At 60.9% G+C, this 26,033-nt stretch carries 29 protein-coding genes; 22 read left to right on the top strand and 7 right to left on the bottom strand.

Annotation, left to right across the window (positions count from 1 at the left end):
- Window positions 1–93 precede the first annotated feature (93 nt).
- Window positions 94–1,284 carry a cystathionine beta-lyase gene (locus tag H6M51_RS13140; RefSeq protein WP_185810286.1) on the top strand — a complete coding sequence of 397 codons (1,191 nt, stop codon included), beginning with the start codon at window positions 94–96 and terminating at the stop codon, window positions 1,282–1,284.
- A 16-nt stretch (window positions 1,285–1,300) separates the two neighbouring features.
- On the opposite strand, the gene H6M51_RS13135 is transcribed toward H6M51_RS13140, so the two are convergent.
- Window positions 1,301–2,464 carry an FAD-dependent monooxygenase gene (locus H6M51_RS13135; protein ID WP_185810285.1) on the bottom strand — a complete coding sequence of 388 codons (1,164 nt, stop codon included), beginning with the start codon at window positions 2,462–2,464 and terminating at the stop codon, window positions 1,301–1,303.
- 26 nt (window positions 2,465–2,490) lie between these two features.
- Window positions 2,491–2,736 carry a zinc-finger domain-containing protein gene (locus tag H6M51_RS13130; protein WP_185810284.1) on the bottom strand — a complete coding sequence of 82 codons (246 nt, stop codon included), beginning with the start codon at window positions 2,734–2,736 and terminating at the stop codon, window positions 2,491–2,493.
- A gap of 166 nt (window positions 2,737–2,902) precedes the next feature.
- Here H6M51_RS13130 and H6M51_RS13125 point away from each other — a divergent pair, with 166 nt between their 5' ends.
- Window positions 2,903–3,688 carry an alpha/beta fold hydrolase gene (locus tag H6M51_RS13125; RefSeq protein WP_185810283.1) on the top strand — a complete coding sequence of 262 codons (786 nt, stop codon included), beginning with the start codon at window positions 2,903–2,905 and terminating at the stop codon, window positions 3,686–3,688.
- A gap of 3 nt (window positions 3,689–3,691) precedes the next feature.
- Here H6M51_RS13125 and H6M51_RS13120 read toward each other — a convergent pair whose 3' ends face one another.
- Window positions 3,692–4,495: an enoyl-CoA hydratase-related protein gene (locus H6M51_RS13120; RefSeq protein ID WP_185810282.1), complete on the bottom strand. Its 804-nt coding sequence runs from the start codon at window positions 4,493–4,495 to the stop codon at window positions 3,692–3,694.
- A gap of 71 nt (window positions 4,496–4,566) precedes the next feature.
- Here H6M51_RS13120 and cysE point away from each other — a divergent pair, with 71 nt between their 5' ends.
- The 8 genes from cysE to H6M51_RS13080 all read left to right on the top strand — a co-directional run bounded on the left by cysE (window position 4,567) and on the right by H6M51_RS13080 (window position 10,817).
- Window positions 4,567–5,391 carry a serine O-acetyltransferase gene (gene cysE / locus H6M51_RS13115; RefSeq protein WP_185810281.1) on the top strand — a complete coding sequence of 275 codons (825 nt, stop codon included), beginning with the start codon at window positions 4,567–4,569 and terminating at the stop codon, window positions 5,389–5,391.
- A 128-nt stretch (window positions 5,392–5,519) separates the two neighbouring features.
- A complete protein-coding gene (locus tag H6M51_RS13110) occupies window positions 5,520–5,723 on the top strand; it encodes a DUF3126 family protein (RefSeq protein ID WP_166599392.1) in 204 nt (67 codons plus the stop codon).
- A 205-nt stretch (window positions 5,724–5,928) separates the two neighbouring features.
- The gene (locus H6M51_RS13105) at window positions 5,929–6,276 is read left to right on the top strand and encodes a phasin family protein (protein WP_185810280.1); all 348 of its coding nucleotides are present in this window, start codon (window positions 5,929–5,931) and stop codon (window positions 6,274–6,276) included.
- Window positions 6,277–6,517: 241 nt separating this feature from the next.
- Window positions 6,518–6,865 carry an ATP-dependent Clp protease adapter ClpS gene (gene clpS / locus H6M51_RS13100; RefSeq protein ID WP_054151297.1) on the top strand — a complete coding sequence of 116 codons (348 nt, stop codon included), beginning with the start codon at window positions 6,518–6,520 and terminating at the stop codon, window positions 6,863–6,865.
- Window positions 6,866–6,874: 9 nt separating this feature from the next.
- Window positions 6,875–9,355 (top strand): ATP-dependent Clp protease ATP-binding subunit ClpA, encoded by a 2,481-nt coding sequence (gene clpA / locus H6M51_RS13095; RefSeq protein ID WP_185810279.1) that lies wholly within the window; start codon window positions 6,875–6,877, stop codon window positions 9,353–9,355.
- 72 nt (window positions 9,356–9,427) lie between these two features.
- On the top strand, window positions 9,428–10,210 hold the full coding sequence (locus H6M51_RS13090) for an AzlC family ABC transporter permease (protein ID WP_185810278.1): 783 nt from the start codon (window positions 9,428–9,430) through the stop codon (window positions 10,208–10,210).
- Window positions 10,210–10,539, top strand: a complete 330-nt coding sequence (locus H6M51_RS13085; RefSeq protein ID WP_407073581.1) for an AzlD domain-containing protein — start codon at window positions 10,210–10,212, stop codon at window positions 10,537–10,539. The genes H6M51_RS13090 and H6M51_RS13085 overlap by 1 nt, the downstream gene beginning before the upstream one ends.
- 89 nt (window positions 10,540–10,628) lie before the next feature.
- Window positions 10,629–10,817 (top strand): hypothetical protein, encoded by a 189-nt coding sequence (locus tag H6M51_RS13080; RefSeq protein ID WP_185810277.1) that lies wholly within the window; start codon window positions 10,629–10,631, stop codon window positions 10,815–10,817.
- Window positions 10,818–10,841: 24 nt separating this feature from the next.
- On the opposite strand, the gene H6M51_RS13075 is transcribed toward H6M51_RS13080, so the two are convergent.
- The 4 genes from H6M51_RS13075 to H6M51_RS13060 form a co-directional block, all read right to left on the bottom strand.
- Window positions 10,842–11,261, bottom strand: coding sequence for an HIT family protein (locus H6M51_RS13075; RefSeq protein WP_185810276.1), 420 nt, complete (start codon window positions 11,259–11,261; stop codon window positions 10,842–10,844).
- 69 nt (window positions 11,262–11,330) lie between these two features.
- Complete coding sequence (locus tag H6M51_RS13070; RefSeq protein WP_185810275.1) at window positions 11,331–12,530, bottom strand: GNAT family N-acetyltransferase; 1,200 nt, start codon at window positions 12,528–12,530, stop codon at window positions 11,331–11,333.
- A 10-nt stretch (window positions 12,531–12,540) separates the two neighbouring features.
- The gene (locus tag H6M51_RS13065; protein ID WP_185810274.1) at window positions 12,541–13,272 is read right to left on the bottom strand and encodes a glycerophosphodiester phosphodiesterase; all 732 of its coding nucleotides are present in this window, start codon (window positions 13,270–13,272) and stop codon (window positions 12,541–12,543) included.
- A complete protein-coding gene (locus tag H6M51_RS13060) occupies window positions 13,269–13,739 on the bottom strand; it encodes a RidA family protein (RefSeq protein WP_185810273.1) in 471 nt (156 codons plus the stop codon). Before H6M51_RS13060 ends, H6M51_RS13065 begins: the two co-directional genes overlap by 4 nt.
- A gap of 116 nt (window positions 13,740–13,855) precedes the next feature.
- Between H6M51_RS13060 and H6M51_RS13055 the strand changes: the two genes are divergently transcribed.
- From H6M51_RS13055 to lpxA, 12 genes are all read left to right on the top strand, one after another.
- On the top strand, window positions 13,856–14,686 hold the full coding sequence (locus tag H6M51_RS13055) for a cell envelope integrity EipB family protein (protein WP_185810272.1): 831 nt from the start codon (window positions 13,856–13,858) through the stop codon (window positions 14,684–14,686).
- Window positions 14,687–14,876: 190 nt separating this feature from the next.
- Entirely contained in the window at window positions 14,877–15,644 is a 768-nt protein-coding gene (rpsB, locus tag H6M51_RS13050; protein WP_185810271.1) for a 30S ribosomal protein S2, read from the top strand.
- Between the two features lie 255 nt (window positions 15,645–15,899).
- Window positions 15,900–16,826 (top strand): translation elongation factor Ts, encoded by a 927-nt coding sequence (tsf, locus tag H6M51_RS13045; protein ID WP_185810270.1) that lies wholly within the window; start codon window positions 15,900–15,902, stop codon window positions 16,824–16,826.
- A 95-nt stretch (window positions 16,827–16,921) separates the two neighbouring features.
- Window positions 16,922–17,644: a UMP kinase gene (pyrH, locus tag H6M51_RS13040; protein WP_185810269.1), complete on the top strand. Its 723-nt coding sequence runs from the start codon at window positions 16,922–16,924 to the stop codon at window positions 17,642–17,644.
- Between the two features lie 57 nt (window positions 17,645–17,701).
- Window positions 17,702–18,262: a ribosome recycling factor gene (gene frr, locus H6M51_RS13035; protein WP_185810268.1), complete on the top strand. Its 561-nt coding sequence runs from the start codon at window positions 17,702–17,704 to the stop codon at window positions 18,260–18,262.
- A gap of 49 nt (window positions 18,263–18,311) precedes the next feature.
- The gene (locus H6M51_RS13030) at window positions 18,312–19,055 is read left to right on the top strand and encodes an isoprenyl transferase (RefSeq protein ID WP_185810267.1); all 744 of its coding nucleotides are present in this window, start codon (window positions 18,312–18,314) and stop codon (window positions 19,053–19,055) included.
- A gap of 8 nt (window positions 19,056–19,063) precedes the next feature.
- A complete protein-coding gene (locus tag H6M51_RS13025) occupies window positions 19,064–19,897 on the top strand; it encodes a phosphatidate cytidylyltransferase (RefSeq protein WP_185810266.1) in 834 nt (277 codons plus the stop codon).
- A 65-nt stretch (window positions 19,898–19,962) separates the two neighbouring features.
- On the top strand, window positions 19,963–21,096 hold the full coding sequence (rseP, locus tag H6M51_RS13020) for an RIP metalloprotease RseP (RefSeq protein WP_185810265.1): 1,134 nt from the start codon (window positions 19,963–19,965) through the stop codon (window positions 21,094–21,096).
- Window positions 21,097–21,290: 194 nt separating this feature from the next.
- Window positions 21,291–23,645, top strand: a complete 2,355-nt coding sequence (bamA, locus tag H6M51_RS13015; RefSeq protein ID WP_185810264.1) for an outer membrane protein assembly factor BamA — start codon at window positions 21,291–21,293, stop codon at window positions 23,643–23,645.
- Between the two features lie 50 nt (window positions 23,646–23,695).
- A complete protein-coding gene (lpxD, locus tag H6M51_RS13010) occupies window positions 23,696–24,760 on the top strand; it encodes a UDP-3-O-(3-hydroxymyristoyl)glucosamine N-acyltransferase (protein ID WP_185810263.1) in 1,065 nt (354 codons plus the stop codon).
- Window positions 24,753–25,220, top strand: a complete 468-nt coding sequence (fabZ, locus tag H6M51_RS13005) for a 3-hydroxyacyl-ACP dehydratase FabZ (protein ID WP_185810262.1) — start codon at window positions 24,753–24,755, stop codon at window positions 25,218–25,220. Before lpxD ends, fabZ begins: the two co-directional genes overlap by 8 nt.
- Window positions 25,217–26,032 (top strand): acyl-ACP--UDP-N-acetylglucosamine O-acyltransferase, encoded by an 816-nt coding sequence (gene lpxA / locus H6M51_RS13000; RefSeq protein WP_185810261.1) that lies wholly within the window; start codon window positions 25,217–25,219, stop codon window positions 26,030–26,032. Before fabZ ends, lpxA begins: the two co-directional genes overlap by 4 nt.
- Window position 26,033 lies beyond the last annotated feature (1 nt).

Genomic DNA, 26,033 nt, shown 5'->3' with positions numbered 1-26,033 from the left:
ACATGCGCCGCGGTATCACGCGATTGTGCGCCTTGACCCGGCCTGCGTGAGGGGCGAAAACCATGGCTCTTCGCCTGTTAGGAAACTGAATCCATGAGCAAATCCAAAGAATGGCTAAGCGCGGCCGGAAGCGATACCAAGCTTTGCCATATCGGCTATGATCCCACTGACTATCACGGCTTCGTCAACCCGCCCGTCGTGCATGCCTCGACCGTTCTTTTCCCCAATGCGAGGGCGATGGAGACAAGAGCGCAACGTTACACCTACGGCACGCGCGGCACCCCAACGACCGATGCGCTCTGCGGTGCTATCGACGAGTTGGAAGGCTCCGACGGCACCATCCTGGTGCCCTCTGGTCTTGCCGCGATCACGGTGCCCTTTCTCGCCTTTCTCTCGGCTGGCGACCATGCCCTGATCGTCGACTCCGTCTACTCGCCGTGCCGTCATTTCTGCGACGCGATGTTGATCCGCCTCGGTGTCGAGGTGGAATATTACGACCCGGAAATCGGTGCAGATATCGAACGTCTCATCCGCCCGAATACCAGATTAGTGCACACCGAAGCGCCGGGCTCCAATACCATGGAGATGCAGGATATCAGGGCCATTTCCGACGCAGCGCACAAGTATGGCTGCGTCGTGACCATCGACAACACCTGGGCGACGCCGCTTTACTTCCGTGCTCTGGATTTCGGGGCCGATATCTCGATCCATGCCGCCACGAAATATCCATCCGGCCACTCGGATATTCTGATGGGCACAGTCTCGGCCAATGCAAAGCACTGGCCGGTGCTGAAGGAGGCAAACATAACGCTGGGGATCTGTGGTGCGCCCGATGACAGCTACCAGATCCTGCGTGGTCTGCGCACCATGGGCCTTCGTCTGGACCACCACTACAAGAGCGCGCTGTCGGTCGCCCGCTGGCTGGAAGGTCGCGGCGACGTGGCGCGTGTGCTGCACCCTGCGCTGGAAAGTTTCCCGGGGCACGCCATCTGGAAGCGGGACTTCAAGGGCGCGAGTGGCGTCTTCTCTTTCGTGCTGCCCGCCTCGTCACGGGAAAAGATCAAGCCGAAGGCGCACGCCTTCCTCGACGCGCTGCAGCTCTTTGGCCTTGGCTGGTCCTGGGGCGGTTACGAGAGCCTGGCAGTGCTGGTAAACCTTGACGATCGCAAGATCCGCAAGGGACCAACCGATGGTGCGGTGATCCGTCTGCAGATCGGCCTGGAGAATGTCGAAGACATCACCGCCGATCTGGAGCGCGGATTTGCTGCGGCGGCAGCGGTGTAAGCACCTCGGTAAAAGATCAGTCGCCGATCCGGTGGCCGTAGAGCCAGTCGAGATCGGCGGCCAGCTTTTCCGCCGGCCGCAACGACAGCACGATGTCGCGGCCGATCCGGAAGGGGCCGCGCGCATGATAGGCGAAGCGGTTGAAATCGCCGCGTGCCTTGACCCGTGCCGCACGCGCTTTGCGCTCGACGGAAAACGCGACAAGCGCTGAGGGCAGGGAGGTTTTGGCCACATGTGAGGCGAGCGCAAACGCATCCTCGATCGCCATGGCGGCGCCTTGGGCCGAGAACGGCATCATCGCATGCGCGGCATCACCGATCAGTACCGTGTCCCGCCCATTGTGCCAGGTCCCGTCGGAGGCTTCGTAGAGCGGCCAGAAGGTCGGGCGCTCAGCACCCGCAAGAATCGTCCTGATGTCACGGTGCCAGCCGGAAAACTGCTCAAGCAGCATGGCGCGCCGGGCAGCATCGGCATCGATCGCCCAGCTCTCGTCGCTTCTCGTGCCGGCTGCGATCGCGACCAGATTGAAGCCATCGATTTCTTTCAGCGGATAGCTGACGAGATGGGCCTTTGCGCCAAGATAGGCTGTGACGCCGGTGCGTGACAGAAAGGCCGGTGCGCCGGCCTGGCCGATCGTGAAGCGCCAGGCAATGTTGCCGGAAAAGCTGACCGTCGGGCTGTCGGCGATGGCATCACGCGCCACCGACCAGGCGCCATCGGCTCCGACGATGAGATCGGGCTTTCGCGGGGTGACGGCGGTAAGCGCGTCCGCGCCCACACCCTGGACCCGGTGGCCAAGATGCAGGCGACAGAGCGGCTGGTTGAGCACGGCGCGCAGAAGGGATTGCTGCAGAGTCGAACGATGCAGGACGCCGTAGGGATAGCCCCAGCGTTGCCGGGCAAAATCGCCCGCGGGCACGCTGGCAAGGGCACGAAGATCACGGCCCGATACAAGGCTGATCGAGCGTGGCTCGACCCAGTGCCGTTCGAGATCCGGCAGCACACCGAGCTGGCCGAGCACCCGAGTCGCGTTCGGCGAGAGCTGCAGGCCGGCGCCCACTTCGCCGAGCTGCGGTGCCTGCTCGATGATGTCGGAGGATATGCCCTTGGCTGCGAGCGACAGGGCCGCAGTCAGGCCCGCCACCCCGGCTCCAACGATGGCGGCGTGCTTGATGGACATGGATGATGCCGATCGTGACGCCGCCGTCACGCCGCCTTGACGTGGAAGACGCAGCCAGGAGGATTGGTCTGTTCGGCCTTGAGGCTCGGATTATAGCGGTAGAGCGTCGAGCAATAGGAACAGACCTTCTCGTTGTCATGTCCCATATCGATGAAGATGTGCGGATGGTCGAACGGCACGGAGGCGCCGGTGCACATGAATTCCTTCACGCCGACCTCAATCACGCGGTGACCGCCGTCGTTCTGGAAATGGGGAATAGTGTGACCGGCCATGATGTGCTCCGAGACTGCTTTGCGAATTGGCGCGGACATTAGCGCCGTCGTTTGCAAAAGTGTAGAGCCGCAGACTGCCAAAAACCACAGAAAATCGGCCTGCGGCAATTGATGTCAGTGTGGCGATGGCTATGGTTGCCCGCCCGTGCTTACCAAGGACTGATCGATGAATCTCGACGCGCCGCCGTTCTCCAGTTTCCGCAATGACGGGCTCGACCTTGCCTATTTCGACGATGGTGACCCGGCCGGAGAACCGATTCTGCTCATCCACGGTTTTGCATCATCGGCGAACGTCAACTGGGTCTATCCCGGCTGGCTGCGCACGCTTGGCGATGCCGGCTACCGGGTGATTGCCATCGACAATCGCGGTCATGGAGCGAGTGCCAAGCCGCACGACCCGGAAGCCTATCATCCGACGTCGATGGCAGGGGACGCTGCAGCCCTGCTGACCCATCTGGGCTTAGCCGATGCTCATGTCATGGGCTACTCCATGGGGGCCCGCATTTCGGCCTTTCTCGCCATCGAGCATCCCGACCGTGTCCGCTCACTTGTATTCGGTGGCCTGGGCATCGGCATGTGCGACGGTGTCGGCGACTGGGATCCGATCGCCGATGCGCTGCTTGCTGCCTCGCTTGACGATGTTACCCATGAACGAGGCCGGATGTTCCGCGCCTTTGCCGATCAGACCAAGTCCGACCGTCTGGCGCTCGCGGCCTGCATCCGCACCTCCCGCGACCTCGTCAGCCGCCAGGATATCGCCAAGGTCGACATCCCGACCCTGATCGGCGTCGGCACGAAGGACGATATCGCCGGCTCGCCGCACGAACTCGCGGAATTGATGCCGCGCGCAATCGCCCTCGACATTCCGAACCGCGACCACATGCTGGCCGTCGGCGACAGGGTCTTCAAGAAGGCGGCGCTTGATTTTTATTCCGAGCTGGAAAGCCGCTGACCGTCAGCGGCCAGTAAAGATCGGTCGCCGGCGTTCGGCAAAGGCTGCACGCCCTTCGCGATAATCCTCGCTCTCGAAGGTAAGCGCCCCGATGATCTCTGCCTCGCGCAGCAGGTCTTCGTCCGCCTGCTCGACGGCGCGCAGCGCAAGCTTCGATGCCCGAAGCGACAGGGGCGCATTGGCGGCGATGGTGTCGGCCAGGATCTGGGCCCTTTGTTCAAGCTGATCCGCTTCCGTCGTCTCCGACAGGAAGCCGCAATCGAGAAGCTCCGGGGCTCTCATCGCGGCTCCGGTAAAGAGGGCGCGTCGCGCCATTTGGCTCCCGAGGCTGCGGACGAAATCCTGCACCGCATCGGCCGGATAGGCGAGGCCGAGCCGCGCGGCCGGCACGGCAAAGACCGCATCCGAGCAGGCGAGCCTGAGATCCGCAACTGCCGCAAGCCCGAAGCCGCCACCATAGCAAATGCCCCGGATCGCCGCGATCACCGGTACGGGAGCCTCGCGGATCGCGCCAAAGGCGCGGCTGTTCGATGCTTCGTAGATGCGCGCGGTCGCAGAATCTTTCCGTAATTCGGTAAATTCCGAAATGTCTGCTCCGGCTGAGAAATCCGTCGCTCCCCCTCCGGTCAGCACGATGACGCGGGCGCCGGCCTCGGCATGCAGCCAATGGATGGCGTCGGGAATGGCCCGCCACATGGCGGCGGTGACTGCGTTCTTGCGCTGTGGATTGTCGAGCACCAGCAGGCCGGTTCCAGTCTCACAGAAAGCCTTGATAAAGCCTTTGGCAAAGCTGTTCGACTGTTTCATGCGGCCCCCATTTGAGTTCATCAGGTCTTCGACTATATAATGCGGTTCCAAGACGAATGAGGAGACCGGCAATGGTCGCACACAACGACGTCCTCAAGACCGAAACTGTCAAGTCCATGGATCCGATCTGGGACAGCCTGCGGCACGAAGCCCGCGTAGCTGCCGATCGTGACCCGATGCTGGCAGCCTTCTTCCACTCGACGGTGCTGAGCCATCGGTCACTGGAAGATTGTGTGATCTACCGGATCTGCGAGCGGCTCGATCACTCCGACGTTCCGGCCATCGTCCTGCGTCAGGCCTTCGAGGCGATGATGGCGGATTGGCCGGAATGGTCGACAATCCTGCGCGTGGATATCCAGGCGGTCTACGATCGTGATCCGGCCTGCACGCGGTTCATCGAGCCGGTGCTCTATTTCAAGGGCTTCCATGCCATCCAGACTCACCGTCTGGCGCATTGGCTGTGGAACAACGGCCGCCGCGATTTTGCGCTCTACCTGCAGAGCCGCTCGTCGAACATGTTCCAGACGGACATCAATCCGGCTGCCCGGATCGGCAAGGGTATCTTCCTGGATCACGCCACAGGGCTCGTGGTCGGCGAGACGGCGCGCATTGGCGACAACGTGTCGATCCTGCATGGTGTCACGCTCGGCGGCACCGGCAAGGAAGGGGCGGACCGCCACCCGAAGATCGGCGATGGTGTGATGATCGGGGCAGGGGCAAAGGTTCTCGGCAACATCGAGGTCGGCAGTTGCTCCCGCATCGCCGCAGGCTCTGTCGTGCTGAAGCCGGTTCCGAGATGCACCACCGTGGCAGGCGTGCCGGCGCGTGTTGTCGGGGAAGCCGGTTGCGCCGAGCCGAGCCGATCGATGGACCAGATGATCGCCTCGGACGACTGATAGCACGATCATGTGAGCGGCAAGGTTTGGGCCCGGCTTCGTTGGGCAAACTTACTTTCGCGTCTTTACATGTCCGGAATGCCCGTGCGACAAGCGCGCACCCAAGAAACAGTCCACGGAGACGCAGTGTGAAGCCCGAAGAACTGAAGAAACTCGACGCCTATTTCAAGCGCACCTTCAATCCGACGATGAGCGTGAAGGCCCGTCCCCGTAAGGACGATTCTGCTGAAGTCTACGTAGGTGACGAGTTTCTCGGCGTCGTCTTCAAGGACGAGGAAGATGGCGATCTCTCCTACAATTTTTCCATGGCGATCCTCGACGTGGACCTTTGATGCATTCGAGTTCCGGCCGCCTCGCCCGGTGCGCCGGTTCATCGGACCAAGCCTGAATTGATGGGGTCGCGCCCTTGGTGTGGCCCCATTTGCTTATCCGGCTTACAATTGACGATTGTTGTGCGCCGCACAAATTCCCTTGACCCTTTGTGTGCGGCTGATATCTTCGAGCCATCTGATATGCTGACAGAAGGAGGATGCTCGCATGTTCAACATCGATGACGCCAGCAAGAAGAGCAAGGAAGCCATGGACACCATGCTGAAGAACTATTCGGAAGTGACCAAAGGGTTCCAGGCCATCGCGACCGAGGCAACCGACTACTCCAAGAAGTCCTTCCAGGATCTCGCCTCCTTCATGGAAGCCATGACGTCGGTGAAGAGCGTCGAGGCGGCGTTCGAGCTCCAGACGTCCTTCATGAAGTCTTCTTATGAGAGCTTTGTCGCCGAAGCGACCAAGATGGGCGAAATGTATGCGGATCTCGCCAAGATCGCCTACAAGCCCTACGAAGCGACGATGGGCAAGGCCGTGGTGCCGATGTCTCAGGCAGCCTGATCCAAGCTTGCGCGTAACCTGCAGGACCGGCCGTGCACCGCGCGGCCGGTCTTGTCATTTGTGCATGCTGGTATAACCTAAACCTTCGATTTCCTCGCTTTTCCGGGCTTCGTGACAAATTGTCGTCACCGGCGTTGGGGGGGCTTAAAATCACCGCATAATGAACTACCTTACTGTGCTGAGTGTTCGTCCGCACCGATGTGTAACGGCAAACCGGCCGGACAACGGAGAATGAACTGAAATGACTGCCAAGCCGGTCTTCATGCAGAGCCAGGGTGACGGGGACAATGCCAATCGCGGCACCTCGGTGATCACCCGCACCAAGCCGAAGACGAAGAAGCCTAACCTGTATCGCGTCCTGCTTTTGAACGACGACTACACCCCGATGGAATTCGTGATCCATATCCTGGAGCGCTTCTTCCAGAAGGACAGGGAAGCCGCCACCCGCATCATGCTGCATGTTCACAATCATGGCGTGGGCGAATGCGGTGTCTTTACCTACGAAGTCGCCGAAACCAAAGTCTCACAGGTGATGGATTTCGCCAGGCAACATGAACATCCGCTTCAATGCGTCATGGAAAAGAAGTGAGGATCAGACGTGCCAACATTTTCACCCAGCCTCGAAAAAGCGCTGCATCAGGCCCTGACCTACGCGAACGAGCGTCACCATGAATATGCGACGCTGGAGCACCTGCTGCTTGCTTTGATCGACGACGCTGATGCCGCCGCCGTGATGGGGGCCTGCAACGTCAACCTCGATGCCCTGCGCAAGACTGTCACCGATTTCGTCGACAATGATCTCGCCAATCTGATCACCGGTTATGACGAGGACTCGAAGCCCACGTCGAGCTTCCAGCGCGTCATCCAGCGTGCCGTCATCCATGTGCAGTCGTCCGGTCGTGAAGAAGTGACCGGTGCCAATGTGCTCGTCGCCATCTTCGCCGAGCGCGAGAGCAATGCCGCCTATTTCCTGCAGGAGCAGGAAATGACGCGCTACGATGCGGTGAATTACATCTCGCATGGCATCGGCAAGCGCCCCGGTTCCTCGCAGGTCCGCAGCCCGCGCGGCGCGGATGAGGGCGAGCCCGAGGCCAAGCAGGGCGGTCGTGAGCCCGATGAGGCCTCGGCCAAGGGCAAGCAGGAGGCCCTCAAGGCCTATTGCGTCAATCTGAACGAAAAGGCCAAGACCGGCCGTATCGACCCGCTCATCGGTCGCCACGACGAGGTGAACCGCACCATCCAGGTGTTGTGCCGTCGCTCCAAGAACAACCCGCTTTACGTGGGCGACCCCGGCGTCGGCAAGACGGCGATCGCCGAAGGCCTCGCAAAGCGCATCGTCGAAGGCAAGGTGCCGGAAGCGCTGGCAGATGCCACGATCTTCTCGCTCGACATGGGCACGCTGCTTGCCGGCACCCGTTATCGCGGCGATTTCGAGGAACGCCTGAAGCAGGTGGTCAAGGAACTCGAGGAATATCCGGGTGCGGTTCTCTTCATCGACGAGATCCACACGGTGATCGGCGCCGGTGCGACTTCCGGCGGTGCGATGGATGCCTCGAACCTCCTGAAGCCGGCTCTCTCCTCCGGCGCAATCCGCTGCATCGGTTCGACCACCTACAAGGAATACCGCCAGTTCTTCGAAAAGGATCGGGCGCTGGTCCGCCGCTTCCAGAAGATCGACGTCAACGAGCCGTCGATCGATGATGCGATCGAGATCATGAAGGGCCTGAAGCCCTATTTCGAGGACTACCACAAGCTCCGTTACACCAACGAGGCGATCAAGTCGGCTGTCGAGCTTTCGGCCCGTTACATCTCCGACCGCAAGCTGCCCGACAAGGCGATCGACGTGATCGACGAGACGGGTGCGGCCCAGATGCTGCTACCCGCCTCGCGCCGTCGCAAGCTGATCACCGAGAAGGAGATCGAGGCCACCATCGCCACCATGGCCCGCATTCCCCCGAAGACGGTGTCCAAGGACGACGAGATGGTGCTGGCCAACCTCGAAAAGGACCTTCGCTCCGTGGTCTATGGCCAGGACAAGGCCATCGAGGCGCTCGCGACATCGATCAAGCTCGCCCGTGCTGGCCTTCGCGAACCCAACAAGCCGATCGGTTGCTATGTCTTCTCCGGTCCGACAGGTGTGGGTAAGACCGAAGTGGCGAAGCAGCTCGCCTCGTCGCTGGGCGTCGAGCTCCTGCGCTTCGACATGTCGGAATACATGGAGCGGCACACGGTCTCGCGTCTGCTGGGTGCACCTCCCGGCTATGTCGGCTTCGACCAGGGCGGTCTCTTGACCGATGGTGTCGACCAGCATCCGCATTCGGTGGTGCTGCTCGATGAAATCGAAAAGGCGCATCCGGATATCTACAACATCCTGCTGCAGGTCATGGACCATGGCCAGCTGACGGACCACAACGGCAAGAAGATCGACTTCCGCAACGTCATCCTGATCATGACGACCAATGCGGGCGCTTCGGAAATGGCGAAGTCGGCGATCGGCTTCGGTTCGTCCAAGCGCACCGGCGAGGACGAAGAGGCTTTGAACCGCCTGTTCACGCCGGAATTCCGCAACCGTCTCGACGCCACGATCCCGTTTGCGCCGCTGCCGACGGACGTCATTCATCAGGTCGTGCAGAAGTTCGTCATGCAGCTGGAAGCGCAGCTTTCGGAACGCAACGTCACCTTCGACCTGTCGGAACCGGCGATCGCCTGGCTGGCGACCAAGGGTTACGACGAAAAGATGGGTGCGCGCCCGCTGTCGCGCGTGATCCAGGAGCACATCAAGAAGCCGCTCGCCAACGAGATCCTCTTCGGCAAGCTGAAGAAGGGTGGCGTCGTCAAGGTTGGCACCAAGTCCGACGAAGCGGGCGCCGAAGTGCTTGATCTCGAGGCGATTGCCGAAGTGGCACCCGTCAAGCCGAAGCCGGAAGTGGAGGTCGCCTCTGCCAAGCCCGTCAAGGCGAAGCGCAAGCCTTCGGCCAAGCCGACGGCGGTTGCCGATGAAGGCGATGTGGCGGTGATCGACGAGGCGCCGAAGCAGCCGAAGCGTTCGGCGGTGCCGAAGGTGCCGAAGAAGCAGTAAGCGCCGACCAGAACGAAAAACCGTGCCGGGCGCAAAGCCCGGCACTTTCATTTTGCCGATCCGGAATTTCAGATGTCTTCGGCTTCCCCCGAACTTTCTCAGGCGCGGTGGTTTTTCACCGGTATGCGGGGTCTTTTCAGCCTTCCCGCAATCATCCTGATGATTTCATTCGTTGGTTTCTCTGCCTTTGCGCTCGAATCGGGCGTCAGCCGCACCGAGGCCATGTTCATGACCGCTTCGGTCTGGGCCTTGCCCGCCAAGATGATCCTGATCGGCACCATGACCAGCGGCGCAAACCTGCTGGCCATATTTCTCGCGGTCTCCCTTTCGTCGATCCGGCTGATGCCGATGGTCGCTTCGCTGGTTCCGGAAATGCGAACCGAGCGCACACCGACCTGGCTTCTGCTCTTCCTGTCACATTTCGTTGCAATCACCGCCTGGGTCTTCGCCATGGGCAGTTTCAAGGATGTGCCGAGGGAGGGGCGCGTGGCCTATTTTGCGGGCTTCGGGATCACGCTGGTGACGATCAACACCGTCCTCGTCGGCATCTGCTACGGATTGGTCGCAGAGTTCCCGCCGATCGTTGCCGGACTTCTCTTCTTCCTCACGCCCGTCTATTTCACTGCCTCGATCTGGGCGACGGGCCGGCAGACGGTGGTCAAGGTGGCATTTGTTGTCGGCGTTGTTGCCGGTCCGCTGCTGGCCGTGCTCGTCCCGGGCTTCGATATCCTGATCGCCGGTCTCGGCGGCGGCACGCTTGCTTATCTCTTTGATCGATACGTCATCCGTCGTGGGGAGACCTCCGTGGCTCCCGAGGAACAGACGGTGAAGCCGCAGCCCGAGGAGGTGGTCTGATGCAGGATTACTGGCCCTATATCGTCATCATCGTTGCCGGCTGGCTGGCGACCGACATGTGGCGCTGGTTTGGCGTTCTGGCCGGCAATCGCCTTCAGGAGGGATCTGAGGCGCTGAACTGGGTGAGGGCGGTTGCGACAGCACTGGTGATGGCCGTCACTGCCAAGCTCGTCGTGTTCCCGACTGGTACGCTCGAGGCATCGCCCCTGTGGCTAAGGCTTGCCGCCGCCGGGGTCGGCTTCGCAGTTTTCCTCCTGGCCGGCCAGCGGGTCATCGTTGGTGTCGTGGTACCGCTTGCGATCCTCGGCGCCGGCCTGCTCTGGCTCTGACGCCGCGCCGTTCAAAGACGCGCGAGGAGGGTGGTATTGCCACATTTGCCTCCCCAGATCGATTTTTCGATCAACAGGAGGAAAGCGAAATGTCTAAGGTGGTACGCTTCCGAAAGCTGAAACACGGGGATCCGCCCCGTTTCAGGGTCTTGCCCGAGAAATTGCGAAAGGCCGAGTTCCGGCATGGTGGCTGGAGTGCCACGGGGTCGTTCCCCATCATGGCCGTTGCCCTGATTGCGGTCGCGGCGATCGCGGTCATAGGCGGCCTTGCCGGCTAAGCCTCCGCGAGGCGAGCGCACTCCTCAGAGTGCTGCCCTGATCTTCTCCGCCTGCGCCTTCAACAGCTCGACATCCGCCATTCCGCCCGCATGCGGCTTGAGCGGCAGTCCGTCGTGCCGTGGAATGACGTGGAAATGCAGGTGAAAGACCGTCTGGCCGGCCGCCGGCTCGTTGAACTGTGCGATGTAGACACCGTCGGCCTCGAAGGCCTCCTTCGCGGCATTGGCGAGCTTCTGGACAACCGGAAGGAGCTTGGCGAGGACCGCCGGATCTGCATCGAGCAGATTGCGCGAACCGGCCTTCGGGATAACCAGAAGATGGCCCGGCGCCTGCGGCATGACGTCCATGAAGGCGAGCGTGTCTTCGTCCTCGTAGAGCTTCACCGAGGGAATGGTGCCGGCAAGGATCTTGGCAAAGATGTTGTCGCGGTCATAGGCGGTCATGGTCGTCTCCTCGATTGTCGCGCCACTTAACGGCATGGATGGGCGGTCTTCAAGTCCGCCGCGCCACTCTCAACCGTCGAATTCTTCGCCTTCGCGTGGCTGACGCTCGCCCTTGCGGAATGGGGTATGCTCACCGAGAAGCTCTCCCATATGTGCAACTTCACGTCGCTCGTGCTCGAGATAGTCGGCCACCGCTCGGCGAAGGCCTGGATGGGTGAGGTAATGAGCCGAATGGGTGGTGACGGGCTCATATCCGCGCGCCAGCTTGTGCTCTCCCTGCGCGCCCGCTTCGACACGGGCGAGGCCCTTGTGAAGCGCAAAATCGATCGCCTGATGATAGCAGACCTCGAAATGCAGGAACGGGTGGTCCTCGATGCAGCCCCAGTGTCGGCCGTAAAGCGCATCCGCACCGACGAAGTTGATGGCGCCGGCGACATAACGACCGTTTCGCTTGGCCATGACGAGGAGAATGTCATCCGCCATGCGTTCGCCGACCAGCGAGTAGAACTGCCGGGTCAGATAGGGGCGGCCCCATTTGCGGCTGCCGGTGTCGATGTAGAAGCGGAAGAACTGGTCCCAGATCTCTTCCGTCAGGTCGCTGCCAGTCAGCCAGTCGATGGAGAGGCCGTTTTCCAGCGCATTCCGCCGTTCCTTTCGCAGGTTCTTCCGCTTTGACGAGGAGAGTTCCGCCAGAAACGCTTCGTGATTGGCATATCCACGGTTGATGAAATGGAATTGCTGGTCGGTTCTATGCAGAAAGCCAGCGTCCGTAAGGGCAGGGAGCTCACCTTGCAGAAGGAAGGTCACATGGGCCGAAGACGTGCCGAGTTCGCGCGCGACCTGCTGCAGACCCTGCGCGAGCAGGCCCTGCACCCGCGCAACGTCCTCGCCGTGACGCACAAGCAGCCGTGGCCCGGTGGCCGGCGTGAAGGGAATGGTGGCCTGGAGCTTCGGATAATAGCGTCCGCCAGCCCGGTGGAAGGCATCGGCCCAGCCATGGTCGAAGACATATTCGCCCTGGCTGTGGCTCTTCAGATAGCAGGGAATGGCGCCGATCAGGCGCCCTTCCTCTTCGAGCAGCAGATGGTGGCCGATCCAGCCGGTCTCGGCGGTCGCCGAGCCCGACTCCTCGACCGACGAGAGAAAGGCATAAGAGGTGAAGGGGTTGTAGCCGGGGGCCGAGCTGGATGCTCCCGTGAGCTCTCCCCATTCCGTCGAAGGGATCTCCTTGAAGGAGCGGACTACGCGGATCGTCACCTCGTCTGCCATGGATCTCCCGTCAGGCGATCGCCGGCGACTGGCGCGGGTCGAAGCCTTCGAATGTCATCTGGTCTGCATATTTATAGGTCTGTGCCCGCGCAATTTCATCCCTGACCGTCCAGGTAATCACGGGTGTGCCCTTTTCACGCAGGCCGGTGACGAACGGATTTGGCAGGTGGACGACACAGTAGGATGTGAAGTCGAGGCCGAGATCCATGGCTTCCTGGTGCACGTCCAGCACCTCGGGCTTGACGCCTTCAGCGGTAAGGCCGACCGGCCAGGGGCATTCGGCAACTTTGAGCGCGCGCAGCAGGTGATAGTCGAAGCTCATCAGCGCGACCTTGCCCTCATAGCCTTCGAGCACTTCGAGGACCGCTTCGACGAAGCCGTCATCCTGCTCCGCATCAATGCCCTTGAGCTCGATCACGAGCGGGACCTGGCCCTTGACGAGATCGAGCATCTGGCGAAGCGTCGGGATCTTGTCCGACGTGCCGCCGATCGAGAGCATCCGCAACTCGCCGGCTGTGCGCTCGCGCACTTCACCGGCGATGCCGCAGAGCCGTTGCAGATCATGGTCGTGAAAGACCATCGGCACGCTGTCGGAGGACAGCTGGATATCGCATTCGATGGCAAAACCCGCCTCGATGGCCCGGCTGAAGGCCGAGAGTGTGTTCTCCCAGATTTGGCGGTTCATGTCGTGATAGCCGCGATGGGCAACGGGCAGGTCCTTGATCCAGTCGACGTGGCTCACAGGGAGATCTCCAGGATCGCATCGATCTCGACGGCGGCGTTCAGCGGCAGCGAGGCCATGCCGACGGCAGCGCGTGCATGCTTGCCGGCTTCACCCAGCACACTGGCAATCAGGTTGGAGGCGCCGTTGATGACGAGATGCTGCTCGACGAAACCGGGCGCGGACGCGACGAAACCGTTGAGCTTGACCACCCGGGTAATCCGGGTGAGGTCGCCGGAGAGCGCGGTCTTGGCCTGGGCCAGGATGTTGATCGCGCAGAGTTCGGCCGCCCGTTGAGCCTCTGGGAGAGCCACATCGCCGCCGACGAGACCGGTCACCGCCACTTTTCCGCCTTCAATTGGCAGCTGGCCAGAGAGAAAGAGCAGGTTTCCGCTGATCACATAGGGCACGTAATTGGCGGCGGGGGCTGCGGCTTCCGGCAGGGTGATGCCCAGCGCTGCAAGGCGGCCGTCGATTGTGTCGGACATGGTCGTTTCCCGGTCTGTTGATAAAAGTTGAGAAAGTTGTGGCGACGAAAAGCATGTCTCGCTTTTGCCGGATGTGTTCTTATAACATCAACGACGAGTCCAACAGGAGGGTGTCGATGTTTCCTTTGCGAATGGCGATCGGCGCGACGATGGCCCTGACATCCGTGGTCGCCATGGGGAATGTGGCATCCGCAGCCACCGTCGGTCTGGTGCCGCATCGCGCCGTCTACGAGGTCGTGCTCAAGGAAGCTTCCGATCGCTCCGGCATCGAGTCCGTGCGTGGTCGCATGGTCTATGAGTTCAGTGGCTCGGCCTGCAAGGGCTTCAATACTCAGTTCCGATTCGTGACCCGGATCGACGTCGGCGACGGGTTGCGCGTCACTGACCAGCGATCGACGACCTTCGAGAATGTCGCTGCCGGCACTTTCCGCTTCGAGAACAAGTCTTTCACCGACGATCAGCTCGACAAGAACGTCAGCGGAGCGGCTTCGGAGGCGGATGGGAAGGTGAAGATAGAGCTGACCGGTCCCGACAAGCGGGCGGTCGAACTCGCAGAAAGCCGCTTTCCGGCCGAACACATGCTGGAAGTGATTGCCCGTGCCCGCAAGGGCGACAGGGTGTTTGAATCGCGGATCTTCGATGGCTCCGAGGATGGCGATCAGACCTTTCTGACGACAACCATTGTCGGTGGCCCGCAGAAATCCAACGCGACAGACCCGGAAGCTCGAGCATTGGCGTCACTTGGAACACAGGATTACTGGCCGGTTTCGATCGCTTACTTCGACGAGAAGACCAAGGGCGATCAGGAGCCGATCTACAGCCAGTCCTTCAAGCTCTATGAGAATGGCGTCACCCGTGACCTGACGCTGGACTACGGCGATTTCGTTCTGGCTGGCAAGCTGACCAAGCTGGAAGTGCTTGGAAAGCCGGACGTCGGCTGCCCGTAAACCGGCACGACTGCTGGAGAAATCGGCGCAATCGCCCTTGATTTTTGTCCAACGCCCCTGTATGGCCGGCGTCATTCCACACGCGAGGCTTGGGATCGACAGGGAGAAATCCTGCCGCTTCCGCCCGGTGGCAGGCCGAAAGGCCTGCTGTTTGTCTCGCGGGGGTTAAACCGGAAAAGGAGAAAAAGGCATGGCATTGCCTGATTTTAGCATGCGTCAGCTTCTGGAAGCTGGCGTTCACTTCGGTCACCAGACTCACCGCTGGAACCCGAAGATGAAGCCGTACATCTTCGGCGATCGTAACAACATCCACATCATCGACCTGGCTCAGACCGTCCCGATGCTGTCGCGCGCCCTGCAGGTCGTGTCCGACACCGTCGCTCGTGGCGGCCGCGTCCTGTTCGTCGGCACCAAGCGCCAGGCTTCGGAAATCATTGCTGATTCTGCCAAGCGTTCTGCTCAGTACTACGTCAACTCCCGCTGGCTCGGCGGCATGATGACCAACTGGAAGACCATCTCGAACTCGATCGCCCGTCTGCGCAAGCTCGACGAGATCCTGGCTTCGGAAGCGTCCGGCTACTCCAAGAAGGAGCGCCTGAACCTCGAGCGCGAACGCGAGAAGCTTGAAAAGGCTCTCGGCGGTATCCGCGACATGGGCGGCACCCCGGACCTGATGTTCATCATCGACACCAACAAGGAAAAGATCGCGATCGACGAAGCCAAGCGCCTCGGCATCCCGGTTGTTGCTGTCATCGACTCGAACTGCGATCCGGACCTGATCGACTATCCGATCCCGGGTAACGACGACGCCTCGCGCGCCATCGCTCTCTACTGCGACCTGATCTCGCGCGCTGCCATCGACGGCATCGCTCGCCAGCAGGGCGCTTCCGGTCGTGACATCGGCGCTTCTGCCGAAGCTCCGATCGAGCCGGCTCTTGAGACCGAAGCCGACGCGTAATCGCGTTCGCGGCGGGTTTCCGCCGCACTTCCCGTCAAGGGAATGGCCGCCTGTGCGCTCTTCAGAGCAACGGGCGGCCTCCGTTCTTCCGGATGCCACCGCTTGAAGCGTGACGGCGTCGAAGACGGCCGATTGTTTCCGTGGTGACCTGCTTCATCACGTTGTCATACATCCGGGTACATTTCGTCCCAACACAGCGGCCATCCGTCGCCTTGAGGTTACGGATCGACCGCCTGAACAGACAAGAGGCACACAATGGCTGAAATCACTGCAGCACTGGTAAAAGAACTGCGCGAGAAGTCCGGCGCAGGCATGATGGATTGCAAGAAGGCTCTGACCGAAAACAACGGTGACATCGAAGCCGCCATCGACTGGCTGCGCGCCAAGGGTATCGCCAAGGCCGACAAGAAGTCTGGCCGCACGGCCGCTGAAGGCCTGATCGGCATCAACGGCGCCGGCACCGCAGCAGTTGTCGTCGAAGTCAACTCCGAGACCGACTTCGTTGCCCGCAACGACGCCTTCCAGGACCTGGTCCGTGGCGTGGCTTCGGTTGCCATCGGCACCGACGGTTCCGTCGAAGCGATCGGCGCTGCCACCTATCCGGCCAGCGGCAAGACCGTCACCGACACCATCAAGGACGCAATCGCCCATATCGGCGAGAACATGACGCTGCGCCGCGCCGTCAAGCTCTCTGTCGAAGATGGCGTTGTCGCCACCTACATTCACAACGCGGTTGCTGACGGCCTCGGCAAGCTCGGCGTTCTCGTTGCGCTGAAGTCGACCGGCAACAAGGACGTTCTCGCTGCCATCGGCCGTCAGGTCGCCATGCACATTGCCGCGACCAACCCGCTCGCCATCCGTGCGGAAGAAGTCGACGCCGCTGTTGCAGAGCGCGAGCGCAACGTCTTCATCGAGCAGTCCCGCGCTTCGGGCAAGCCGGACGCCATCATCGAAAAGATGGTTGAAGGCCGCATGCGTAAGTTCTTCGAGGAAGTCGCCCTTCTCTCGCAGGCTTTCGTCATCAATCCGGATCAGACCGTCGGCGACGCCATCAAGGCCGCCGAAAAGGAAGCCGGCGCTCCGATCGAAGTCACCGGCATGGCTCGTCTGCTGCTCGGCGAAGGCATCGAGAAGGAAGAAAGCGACTTCGCAGCCGAAGTTGCAGCGGCCGCCAAGGGCTGATTTCAGTTACCCTTCTTCGAGGGAAAACATCGGGCATCGCGTGACAACGCGATGCCCTTCGTGTATCCGGCACAGAATTGATCACGGGAGCATTCATGTCAGCCAAGCCATTGTTCAAGCGCGTCCTCCTCAAGGCTTCGGGCGAAGCCCTCATGGGTAGCCAGGGATTTGGGATCGATGTGGCAGTGGCGGACCGGATCGCCGGCGACATCGCCGAGGCCCGGCGCATGGGTGTCGAAGTGGGTGTTGTGGTCGGCGGCGGCAACATCTTCCGCGGCGTGGCCGTGGCCTCCAAGGGCGGCGACCGCGTGACCGGCGACCACATGGGCATGCTGGCGACCGTCATCAATGCTCTGGCGCTGGCGACCTCGCTGCGCAAGCTCGACATCGACACGGTCGTGCTCTCCGCCATCGCGATGCCGGAAATCTGCGAAAGCTTCTCGCAGCGCGCCGCACTCCATCATCTGGCCCAGGGCCGTGTCGTGATCTTTGCCGGTGGTACCGGCAACCCGTTCTTCACCACTGATTCCGCTGCGGCGCTGCGTGCGGCCGAAATCGGTGCCGAAGCCATTTTCAAGGGCACCCAGGTCGACGGCATCTATTCTGCCGATCCCAAGAAGGATCCGGCTGCCACCCGCTTTGACAGCCTGACTCACGACGAAGTCCTGCAGAAGGGACTGGCCGTCATGGACGTGGCCGCTGTTGCGCTCGCCCGTGAAAACCGCATTCCGATCATCGTCTTCTCGATTCACGAGAAGGGCGGCTTCGGCGAGATCCTGTCCGGCGCCGGCCGCATGACGATCGTTACCGACAACTGATTACACGCAAGCGCGGGCAATTCGTCCCGCCGAATGAAGAGCAATGGGAGAACCATGATGACCGCAGGGGTTGATCTCAACGACATCAAGCGCCGCATGGACGGTGCTATCAACGCATTCAAGAACGATATCGCATCGCTGCGTACGGGCCGCGCTTCGGCCAACGTCCTCGATCCGGTGGTGGTCGAAGCCTATGGTTCGCGCGTTCCGCTGAACCAGGTTGCCAACGTCACCGTTCCCGAGCCACGCATGCTCGGCGTCTCGATCTGGGACAAGTCGATGGTCAATGCGGTCGACCGCGCCATCCGCGAAGCCAATCTGGGCCTCAACCCGATCGTCGACGGCCAGAACCTCCGCATCCCGCTGCCCGAGCTCAACGAAGAGCGCCGCAAGTCCCTTGTCAAGGTAGCGCATGACTATGCGGAGAAGGCCAAGGTGGCTATCCGCCACGTGCGCCGCGACGGCATGGACAGCCTCAAGAAGGCCGAGAAGGACGGGTCCATCAGCCAGGACGATAGCCGTTCTCTGTCCGACAAGGTGCAGAAGATGACCGATGAGACGATTGTCGACGTCGACCGCTTGCTCGCGGACAAGGAAAAGGAAATCATGCAGGTTTAAGGCAGAGTCGCCTGACACCGTACTCTCCATTTCGCTTGGATCCTCGCCCATGTCGACAGTTCAACATCGCATCGTTCCGCAGCATGTGGCGATCATCATGGATGGCAATGGCCGCTGGGCAAACGCCCGGGGCCTGCCCCGGACCTTCGGCCACCGCAAGGGCGTCGAAACGGTTCGGGAGACCGTCAAGGCAGCGGGCGATGCCGGGGTCAGGTTCCTGACGCTGTTTGCGTTTTCGTCGGAAAACTGGCGTCGGCCAGAGGCCGAGGTCAATGAACTGTTCGGTCTGCTGAAGGCCTTCATCCGTCGTGACCTCGCCGATCTGCATCAGGCCGGCGTGCGCATCCGTATCATCGGCGATCGCGTCAACCTGCGCGATGACATCCGCTCGCTTCTTTTGGAGGCGGAAGATACCACCGTGAACAATACCGGCATGACGCTGGTCATCGCCTTCAACTACGGATCGCGTGACGAGATTGCCCGTGCTGCAGCGAGACTGGCGGCGGAGGTGCAGGCGGGCAAGCTTGATCCGTCCCAGATTGACGCACAGACGCTCAACGATCGCCTCGACACGGCTGGCATTCCCGATCCCGACCTGGTCATCCGGACCAGCGGCGAGGAGCGTCTCTCCAATTTTCTGCTGTGGCAGGCCGCCTATGCTGAACTGATGTTCGTGCCTGATTTCTGGCCGGACTTCACGCCCGCACTCTTTGATTCTGTACTGGAACGATACGCCGCACGCGACCGGCGTTTCGGCGGCTTGTCGGCCAAAGCCTTGGCCGTCGGCTCATGACGCTTACGATGTCGCGAGAGCTCCAACTCAGAATTGTCTCTGCCATCGTGATGATCTTGGTGGTCCTCACCGCGACATGGTATGGGGGAAACGCCTTCCGTGTGGTCGCAGCTGCGATCGGTTTGCTCGTCTACTATGAATGGTCGAAGATGACCCGCCTTGCCGAGCAGAGCCTGCGGGCAAACGCTTTCGGCTGGTTGTCGATGGGCCTGATCTGCCTGAACATGTTGTTCGGTCAGGCGGATTTGACGGTGCCGCTTTTTGCCGGGCTCGTGATCACGACTTCAATTCCCGCCTTGTTGGGCCGTGTCAGTTGGTGGCAGCCCGGCGGGCTGTTCTATGCCGGCCTGAGCGCCATCTCGCTGTCGGCGATTCGAGGCGAGGATTCGCTCGGCTTCATCGCTATGCTCTTCGTCTTCATCATCGTCTGGTCCACCGACATCCTTGCCTATTTTGTCGGTCGCGCCATCGGCGGACCGAAGCTTGCTCCCAAAATCTCGCCCGGCAAGACCTGGTCGGGTGCGATTGGTGGCACGCTGGCCGGCGTCACGGGAGGGCTGCTGGTCGCCATGGCGCATTTCCAGGATGTCGGGCTCTGGGTGGCGGTCGTGGCCTTCGCGCTCTCCGTTTCCAGCCAGATCGGCGATCTCTTCGAATCCTTCATTAAGCGGCGTTTCGGGGTGAAGGATTCAAGCCGGCTCATTCCGGGACATGGGGGCGTCATGGACCGGGTGGATGGCCTTGTATTTGCCTGTTTTGCAGCGTTCTTCTTGGCGATAGGCACCACTGCCGGAGGTGCCGGCGCGCCGGTGTCGATGGGGGCGATTCTCTTCGGGCTTTGAGATAGGGCACCCGCCGTCACGAGACGGCTTCAATCTTCGCTTCGGCGAGATCAGGAAACGGACAGATGGAACACATCAGCTCAGTCTTCAACTTCCTCTTCGGCTATATTCTGCCCTACATCCTGATCCTGTCCTTGCTCGTCTTCGTGCACGAGATGGGGCATTATCTGGCCGGGCGCTGGTCGGGAATCCGCATCCTGGCATTCTCCGTGGGATTCGGTCCGGAGATCCTTGGCTTCACCGATAAGCACGGAACGCGATGGAAAGTCTCGGCGATCCCGCTGGGCGGCTATGTTCGGTTTTTCGGAGATGCCGATGTCGCAAGTCGGCCCGATGGTTCCCTGGCCGAGGAACTGACCGAGGAGGAGCGTGCACAGACCTTGAACGGCGCCAAGCTGTGGAAGCGCGCCGTGACAGTCGCTGCCGGACCGCTCGCCAATTTCCTCCTTGCGATCGTCATCTTCGCCGGCATGTTCGCCACGATGGGAAAGCCGGTCTCCGACCCTGTCGTCGCTGACATCAAGCCGGGAAGTGCCGCGGAAGCTGCCGGCATCGAGCGCGGCGATGTGCTGCTGGCGCTGGATGGCCGCACGATCGAGACTTTCGATGATGTCGTCCGCTACATCACCATGCGCCCAGAGATACCGGTGGAAGTGACTGTCCGGCGTGACGGCGAGGAAATCGCCTTCGCACTGGTGCCAAAACGCGCCATCACGACCGATCGCTTTGGCAACGAGATGGAAGTCGGGCAGATTGGTATCATCACGGATCAGCAGGCCGGCAATTTCCGGATCGTGGAATTGTCCCCGCTGGAGGCCGTCTGGGAAGGCGTGCGCCAGACCGGACATATCGTCACGGGCACCTTCGATTATATTGGCAATATGATTGCCGGCCGCATGAATGCCGACCAGCTGGGTGGACCGGTGCGGGTGGTTCAGGCATCCGGGGAGATGGCGACACTTGGCGTTATCGCTCTGTTAAATCTGGCAGCGGTTCTTTCCGTTTCTCTGGGGCTTTTGAATTTGTTCCCAGTTCCGGTGCTTGACGGCGGCCATCTCGTTCTCTACGCGATTGAGGCAGTGCGGGGGAGGCCGATGGGGCAGGGTGCCCAGGAGATCGCCTTCCGCATCGGTATGGCGATGATCCTGTCTCTGATGGTTTTCGCCACCTGGAATGATATCAGCCGGTTGATTGGCTAAGGCGGGAGCTTGTTGGGCGGGAAACCATTTGTTTACGCTGTTTCAAATTGATAGTGGCGATTGGGTCACGCGTTCAAATGAAGTAAACAGAAATTAACGCGCGCACTTGCTTGTAGGGTAAAACCCGTTAAAACCACACACGGGCCGGAGTCGGGTGCCGACTGCGGGGCAATGGAAGAAGGTAAAGTATACACATGAAGGCTGGTTCAAAGTTTTTGAACGCAGTATCGGCGGTCGCGCTGTCTGCTGGTGTCGTGTCTTCGGGCGCAGGTCTTGCCGTTCTCGCATCGGCAGCAGCTGCCGAAGCCGCAGTGGTTCAGCGCGTCGACGTGCGCGGAGCTCAGCGTGTGGGTCCGGAAGCTGTGCGATCCAATCTGTCGATCCAGCCGGGTCGGACCTTTTCCAATGCCGACATCGATGAATCGGTCAAGCGCCTCTACGCGACCGGCTTCTTCTCCGATGTCCGGATCGCCGTCTCCGGCGGGACTTTGGTGGTGACCGTCGTCGAAAACCAGCTGATCAACCAGGTCGTTTTCAACGGGAACCGCAAGATCAAGGACGACAAGCTGCAGGCAATTGTGCAGACCCGGGCTCAGGGTCCTTACAGCGACAGCCTGATCAGCGCCGACATTCAGCGTATCCGTGAAGCCTATTCCGCCATCGGTCGCTCCGATGTCGAAGTGACGACCCAGGTCGTTCCGGTTGCCGAAGGTCGTGTGAACCTGGCGTTTGTCATCAACGAAGGCGAGCGCACCAAGATCACCTCGATCAACTTCGTTGGCAACAATGCCTATTCCGATGGCCGACTGGCCGCCGTTCTGCAGACGAAGGAATCGGGCATCCTGTCCTTCCTGACCCGTAAGGACGTCTACAACGAGGACAAGCTGCGCGCTGATGAAGAAGCGCTGCGCCAGTTCTATTACAACCACGGTTACGCAGACTTCCGCGTTATTTCGTCTGAAGCCGTCCTCAACGAGGCTGGCAACGAATACACGATCAACATCACCGTCGACGAAGGCCAGCGTTACCGCTTCGGCGCGGTCTCGGTTGAGTCGACCGTCGAAGGCATTGACGGTGCGGAGCTTGAGGGTCTTCTCGAAACCCGCGAAGGGCAGACCTACAGCGCCCGCGACATCCAGAAGTCGATGGAAGCCATCTCCCGTCGTGTTTCGTCGGCCGGTTATCCCTTTGCTCGCGTCGTTCCGCGTGGCGATCGCAACTTCGAAACCAATACGATTGGCGTGACTTACCTGGTCGACCAGGGCGAGCGTGCCTATGTCGAGCGCATCGAGGTGCGTGGCAACACCCGCACCCGTGACTATGTCATCCGTCGCGAGTTCGACATTTCCGAAGGCGACGCCTTCAACCAGGAGACCATTTCGCGCGCCAAGCGTCGTCTTGAAGCGCTCGGTTTCTTCTCCTCGGTGAACATTTCGACCCAGGCTGGTAGTTCGCCGGACCGCGTCGTGGTTATCGTTGATGTCCAGGATCAGCCCACGGGCTCCTTCGGCATCGGTGCTGGCTACTCCGTCGGCGGCGGTGGCGTCGTGCTCGAAGCGTCCGTCGAAGAGAAGAACTTCCTCGGTCGCGGTCAGTTCATCCGTATCGCTGCCGGTGGCGGCTTCGACGAGACCCAGACCTACAACTTCTCCTTCACGGAGCCCTACTTCCTGGGCTACCGTCTGGCCGCTGGTTTCGACGTCTTCAAGAGCACGACCAGTGCCAACTCGAACTACAAGTATGAAGAGCAGGGTGCGACCGTACGCGTGACGGCTCCGATCACCGAAGATCTGGCGACGACGCTTCGCTACACCTACAAGGAAATCGACTACATCAACAATGGCGCCTTCGGTCCGAATGGCGTGGCCGGTGGCGGCGATGACCGGGTTGCTCAACCCTACATCGACGCGATTAGAGGCAGCACCTGGAAGCAGTCCATTCTGGGCCATTCCTTGGTCTACAACACGGTCGATGACCGCCAGAACCCGCACGAGGGCATCTACGCGAGCTTCACGCATGAATATGCGGGCTTGGGCGGTGACTCCGAATACTACAAGGCCTTCGTTCGCGCTCGTGTGTTCTACACGCTGTCGGACGAGTTCGATATCGTCGGTTCGTTGGCAGGTTCTGCCGGCCACGTCGTTGCTCTCGGTGACAACCTCAATGTTTTCGATCAGTTCAAGATCGGCGGCAGGGAAGTGCGCGGCTTTGACAACAGCGGTATCGGTCCGCGTCTGAGTGGCGACGCGCTTGGTGGTACGACCTACTTCACGGCGTCTGCTGAAGCGACCTTCCCGCTTCCCGCAGTACCGGAGGATCTCGGTTTCCGTGGTGCCGTGTTCGCAGATGCTGGCACACTCTACGGCAGCGACCTGCGCAACCAGGGTGGGGTGATCGGCACCGACATGTCGCTCCGCGCTTCCGTGGGCGCCGGTGTGATCTGGAACTCGCCGTTCGGCGCTCTTCGCGTCGACTACGCGGTCCCGGTCGCCAAGGAAAGCTTCGACAAGACGCAGGAATTCCGCTTCAGCATGGCGAACCAGTTCTAAGACTGGCGGTCCAGAACTGCTGACAGGTTGACGTTCTGGAGCGTTTGCTGATGGAACATAATCATTTCTTTCCGCCCCATGCCGGGGTGACACTGGCTGCGCTTGCAGTCCAGACGGGGGCGGAATTGCAGGACCCGAGCCAGGGGGAGCGGATCGTTCGATCCGTTTCTCCGGTGTCTCGGGCGAAGGACGGGGATGTCTGCTACATCCTGTCCCGTCGCAACAAGGAAGAACTGGCAACTTGCCAGGCATCGGCAATCTTCTGCGAAAAACCGCTTGTTTCGCTCATTCCGCCGCATATCCCGGTCTTGCTTGCCAAGAGCGCTCACACGGCCTTCGCCATGGCTGGCGCCTTGCTTTATCCTCAGGGCCTGAAGCCGCCCTTGATGACGTCCGAGCCCGCCAGGATTTCGCCGGCGGCCTATGTCGATTCGACGGCACGTCTCGAGGACGGCGTTGAGATCGAGGCGATGGCAGTGATTGGCGCAGATGTCGAGATCGGCAGCGGCACCCGGATCGGTCCGGGTGCGGTGATCGGTCCGGGCGTCCGGATTGGCCGCGACTGCGTGATCGCAGGTGGCGCCACGGTCCAGGTGGCCCTGGTCGGTAACAATGTCATCATTCACAACGGTGCAAGGATCGGCCAGGATGGTTTCGGTTATGCCCCGGGTCCGCGCGGTATGTTGAAGATCGTGCAGATCGGACGGGTCATCATTCAGGATCATGTCGAGATCGGTGCCAACACCACGATCGATCGCGGCACCATGGACGATACGGTGATCGGCGAGGGTACAAAGATCGACAATCTTGTGCAGGTCGGACACAACGTCCGCATCGGTCGCCATTGTGGTATCGTCAGCCAGGTCGGCATTGCCGGCAGTACGATCATCGGCGACGGCGTGATGATCGGTGGTGCCGCCGGTATCAACGGTCACATCAAGATTGGCGACGGTGCCCAGATCGCCGCCAAGAGTGGTGTCCTGGCGGATGTGCCGCCGGGTGAGAAATATGGTGGGGTTCCGGCCCGACCTTTGAGAGATTATCTGCGCGAAGTGGCGGACACGTTGAGCCGCTATGACAGTCGCGCCAAGGAAAAAGGAACCAGCAATGACTGAACTCGCGAAGAGCGAATTGGGTTCGGCTGATATCCTCGAGATCATGAAGCTTCTGCCCCACCGCTATCCCTTCCTGCTGGTGGACAAGATCATCGAGATCGACGGCGATAACTCCGCCATCGGCATCAAGAATGTCACGGCAAACGAGCCGCATTTTACCGGTCATTTCCCGGAAAGCCCGATCATGCCGGGCGTTCTGCTGATCGAAGGCATGGCCCAGACGGCCGGGGCGATCTGCGCGCGCAAGGAAGGCGAAGCCGGCAATCTCGTCTACTTCATGACGATCGATAATGCCCGTTTTCGCAAGCCGGTGGTTCCGGGCGATCGCGTCGAATTTCATGTCGTGAAGCAGAAGCAGCGTGGCAATATCTGGAAGTTTCATTGTGACGCCAAGGTCGACGGCGCACTGGTCGCTGAAGCCGATATCGGTGCGATGATCATGCGCAAGGACCAGAAATGAGTGTGATCGCCGCAAGCGCCGTCATCCATCCGATGGCCGTGGTCGAAGACGGCGCGGTGATCGGCGAGAATGTGAAGATCGGTCCGTTTTGTCGGGTCGGCCCGCGTGTCACATTGAAGGATGGGGTCGAACTGATCTCCAACGCGGTTGTGACGGGCTTTACCGAAATCGGCGCCGGCACGACGATCCATCCTATGGCCGTGATCGGTGGCGTGTCGCAGAGCCTGCATGAAGCTGGTGAAAACTCGCGCCTTGTTGTGGGTGCCAACTGCACCATGCGCGAAGGCGTTACGATGAACAGCGGCACCGTCGGCGGCGGTGGAATTACGAGCGTCGGCGACAACTGCCTGTTTCTCGCGAACTCGCATGTTGCCCATGACTGCATACTCGGCAACGACATCATCCTGTCGAACAATGTGATGCTCGCCGGCCATGTCCGTGTCGAGGATCGTGCGATCCTGAGCGGCGGCTGTGCCGTACATCAGTTTACGCGCATCGGTCGCCATGCCTTCATTGGCGGCCTGTCGGCAGTTAGCTACGATGTCATCCCTTACGGCATGTTGAACGGCAATCCCGGCATCCTCGGCGGTCTGAACGTGGTCGGTATGACCCGCGCCGGCATCGAGCGCGCTGTGATCCACCAGGTCCGCCGCGCCTTCAAGCAGATCTTCGAGAGCGAGGGCTCTGCCCGCACCAATGCGGCCGCGATCCGTGACGAATATCTCGACTGCCCGCCAGTCATCGAAATCCTGGATTTCATCGCCGCTGAGAGCGATCGGGCGCTGTCGTCGCCCAATCGCGGCAAGAACTGAT

This window comes from Rhizobium sp. AQ_MP, assembly GCF_014237835.1.
Taxonomy (GTDB): Bacteria; Pseudomonadota; Alphaproteobacteria; order Rhizobiales; family Rhizobiaceae; genus Allorhizobium.
The sequence above is the reverse complement of the archived record's forward strand: the minus strand, read 5'-3'. Positions and strand labels throughout refer to the sequence as shown.

What these genes read in the sequence shown, in the direction of transcription:
- H6M51_RS13085 (WP_407073581.1), top strand. Translation starts at nt 10,210, where the DNA reads ATGCAGGATTACTGGCCCTATATCGTCATCATCGTTGCCGGCTGGCTG.
- H6M51_RS13130 (WP_185810284.1), bottom strand. Translation starts at nt 2,736, where the DNA reads ATGGCCGGTCACACTATTCCCCATTTCCAGAACGACGGCGGTCACCGC.
- H6M51_RS13060 (WP_185810273.1), bottom strand. Translation starts at nt 13,739, where the DNA reads ATGTCCGACACAATCGACGGCCGCCTTGCAGCGCTGGGCATCACCCTG.
- rpsB (WP_185810271.1), top strand. Translation starts at nt 14,877, where the DNA reads ATGGCATTGCCTGATTTTAGCATGCGTCAGCTTCTGGAAGCTGGCGTT.
- cysE (WP_185810281.1), top strand. Translation starts at nt 4,567, where the DNA reads ATGGTCGCACACAACGACGTCCTCAAGACCGAAACTGTCAAGTCCATG.
- H6M51_RS13105 (WP_185810280.1), top strand. Translation starts at nt 5,929, where the DNA reads ATGTTCAACATCGATGACGCCAGCAAGAAGAGCAAGGAAGCCATGGAC.
- H6M51_RS13080 (WP_185810277.1), top strand. Translation starts at nt 10,629, where the DNA reads ATGTCTAAGGTGGTACGCTTCCGAAAGCTGAAACACGGGGATCCGCCC.
- lpxA (WP_185810261.1), top strand. Translation starts at nt 25,217, where the DNA reads ATGAGTGTGATCGCCGCAAGCGCCGTCATCCATCCGATGGCCGTGGTC.
- lpxD (WP_185810263.1), top strand. Translation starts at nt 23,696, where the DNA reads ATGGAACATAATCATTTCTTTCCGCCCCATGCCGGGGTGACACTGGCT.
- H6M51_RS13140 (WP_185810286.1), top strand. Translation starts at nt 94, where the DNA reads ATGAGCAAATCCAAAGAATGGCTAAGCGCGGCCGGAAGCGATACCAAG.
- H6M51_RS13135 (WP_185810285.1), bottom strand. Translation starts at nt 2,464, where the DNA reads ATGTCCATCAAGCACGCCGCCATCGTTGGAGCCGGGGTGGCGGGCCTG.
- H6M51_RS13070 (WP_185810275.1), bottom strand. Translation starts at nt 12,530, where the DNA reads ATGGCAGACGAGGTGACGATCCGCGTAGTCCGCTCCTTCAAGGAGATC.
- H6M51_RS13120 (WP_185810282.1), bottom strand. Translation starts at nt 4,495, where the DNA reads ATGAAACAGTCGAACAGCTTTGCCAAAGGCTTTATCAAGGCTTTCTGT.
- fabZ (WP_185810262.1), top strand. Translation starts at nt 24,753, where the DNA reads ATGACTGAACTCGCGAAGAGCGAATTGGGTTCGGCTGATATCCTCGAG.
- bamA (WP_185810264.1), top strand. Translation starts at nt 21,291, where the DNA reads ATGAAGGCTGGTTCAAAGTTTTTGAACGCAGTATCGGCGGTCGCGCTG.
- frr (WP_185810268.1), top strand. Translation starts at nt 17,702, where the DNA reads ATGACCGCAGGGGTTGATCTCAACGACATCAAGCGCCGCATGGACGGT.
- clpS (WP_054151297.1), top strand. Translation starts at nt 6,518, where the DNA reads ATGACTGCCAAGCCGGTCTTCATGCAGAGCCAGGGTGACGGGGACAAT.
- H6M51_RS13025 (WP_185810266.1), top strand. Translation starts at nt 19,064, where the DNA reads ATGTCGCGAGAGCTCCAACTCAGAATTGTCTCTGCCATCGTGATGATC.
- tsf (WP_185810270.1), top strand. Translation starts at nt 15,900, where the DNA reads ATGGCTGAAATCACTGCAGCACTGGTAAAAGAACTGCGCGAGAAGTCC.
- H6M51_RS13030 (WP_185810267.1), top strand. Translation starts at nt 18,312, where the DNA reads ATGTCGACAGTTCAACATCGCATCGTTCCGCAGCATGTGGCGATCATC.
- rseP (WP_185810265.1), top strand. Translation starts at nt 19,963, where the DNA reads ATGGAACACATCAGCTCAGTCTTCAACTTCCTCTTCGGCTATATTCTG.
- H6M51_RS13055 (WP_185810272.1), top strand. Translation starts at nt 13,856, where the DNA reads ATGTTTCCTTTGCGAATGGCGATCGGCGCGACGATGGCCCTGACATCC.
- pyrH (WP_185810269.1), top strand. Translation starts at nt 16,922, where the DNA reads ATGTCAGCCAAGCCATTGTTCAAGCGCGTCCTCCTCAAGGCTTCGGGC.
- H6M51_RS13075 (WP_185810276.1), bottom strand. Translation starts at nt 11,261, where the DNA reads ATGACCGCCTATGACCGCGACAACATCTTTGCCAAGATCCTTGCCGGC.
- H6M51_RS13090 (WP_185810278.1), top strand. Translation starts at nt 9,428, where the DNA reads ATGTCTTCGGCTTCCCCCGAACTTTCTCAGGCGCGGTGGTTTTTCACC.
- H6M51_RS13125 (WP_185810283.1), top strand. Translation starts at nt 2,903, where the DNA reads ATGAATCTCGACGCGCCGCCGTTCTCCAGTTTCCGCAATGACGGGCTC.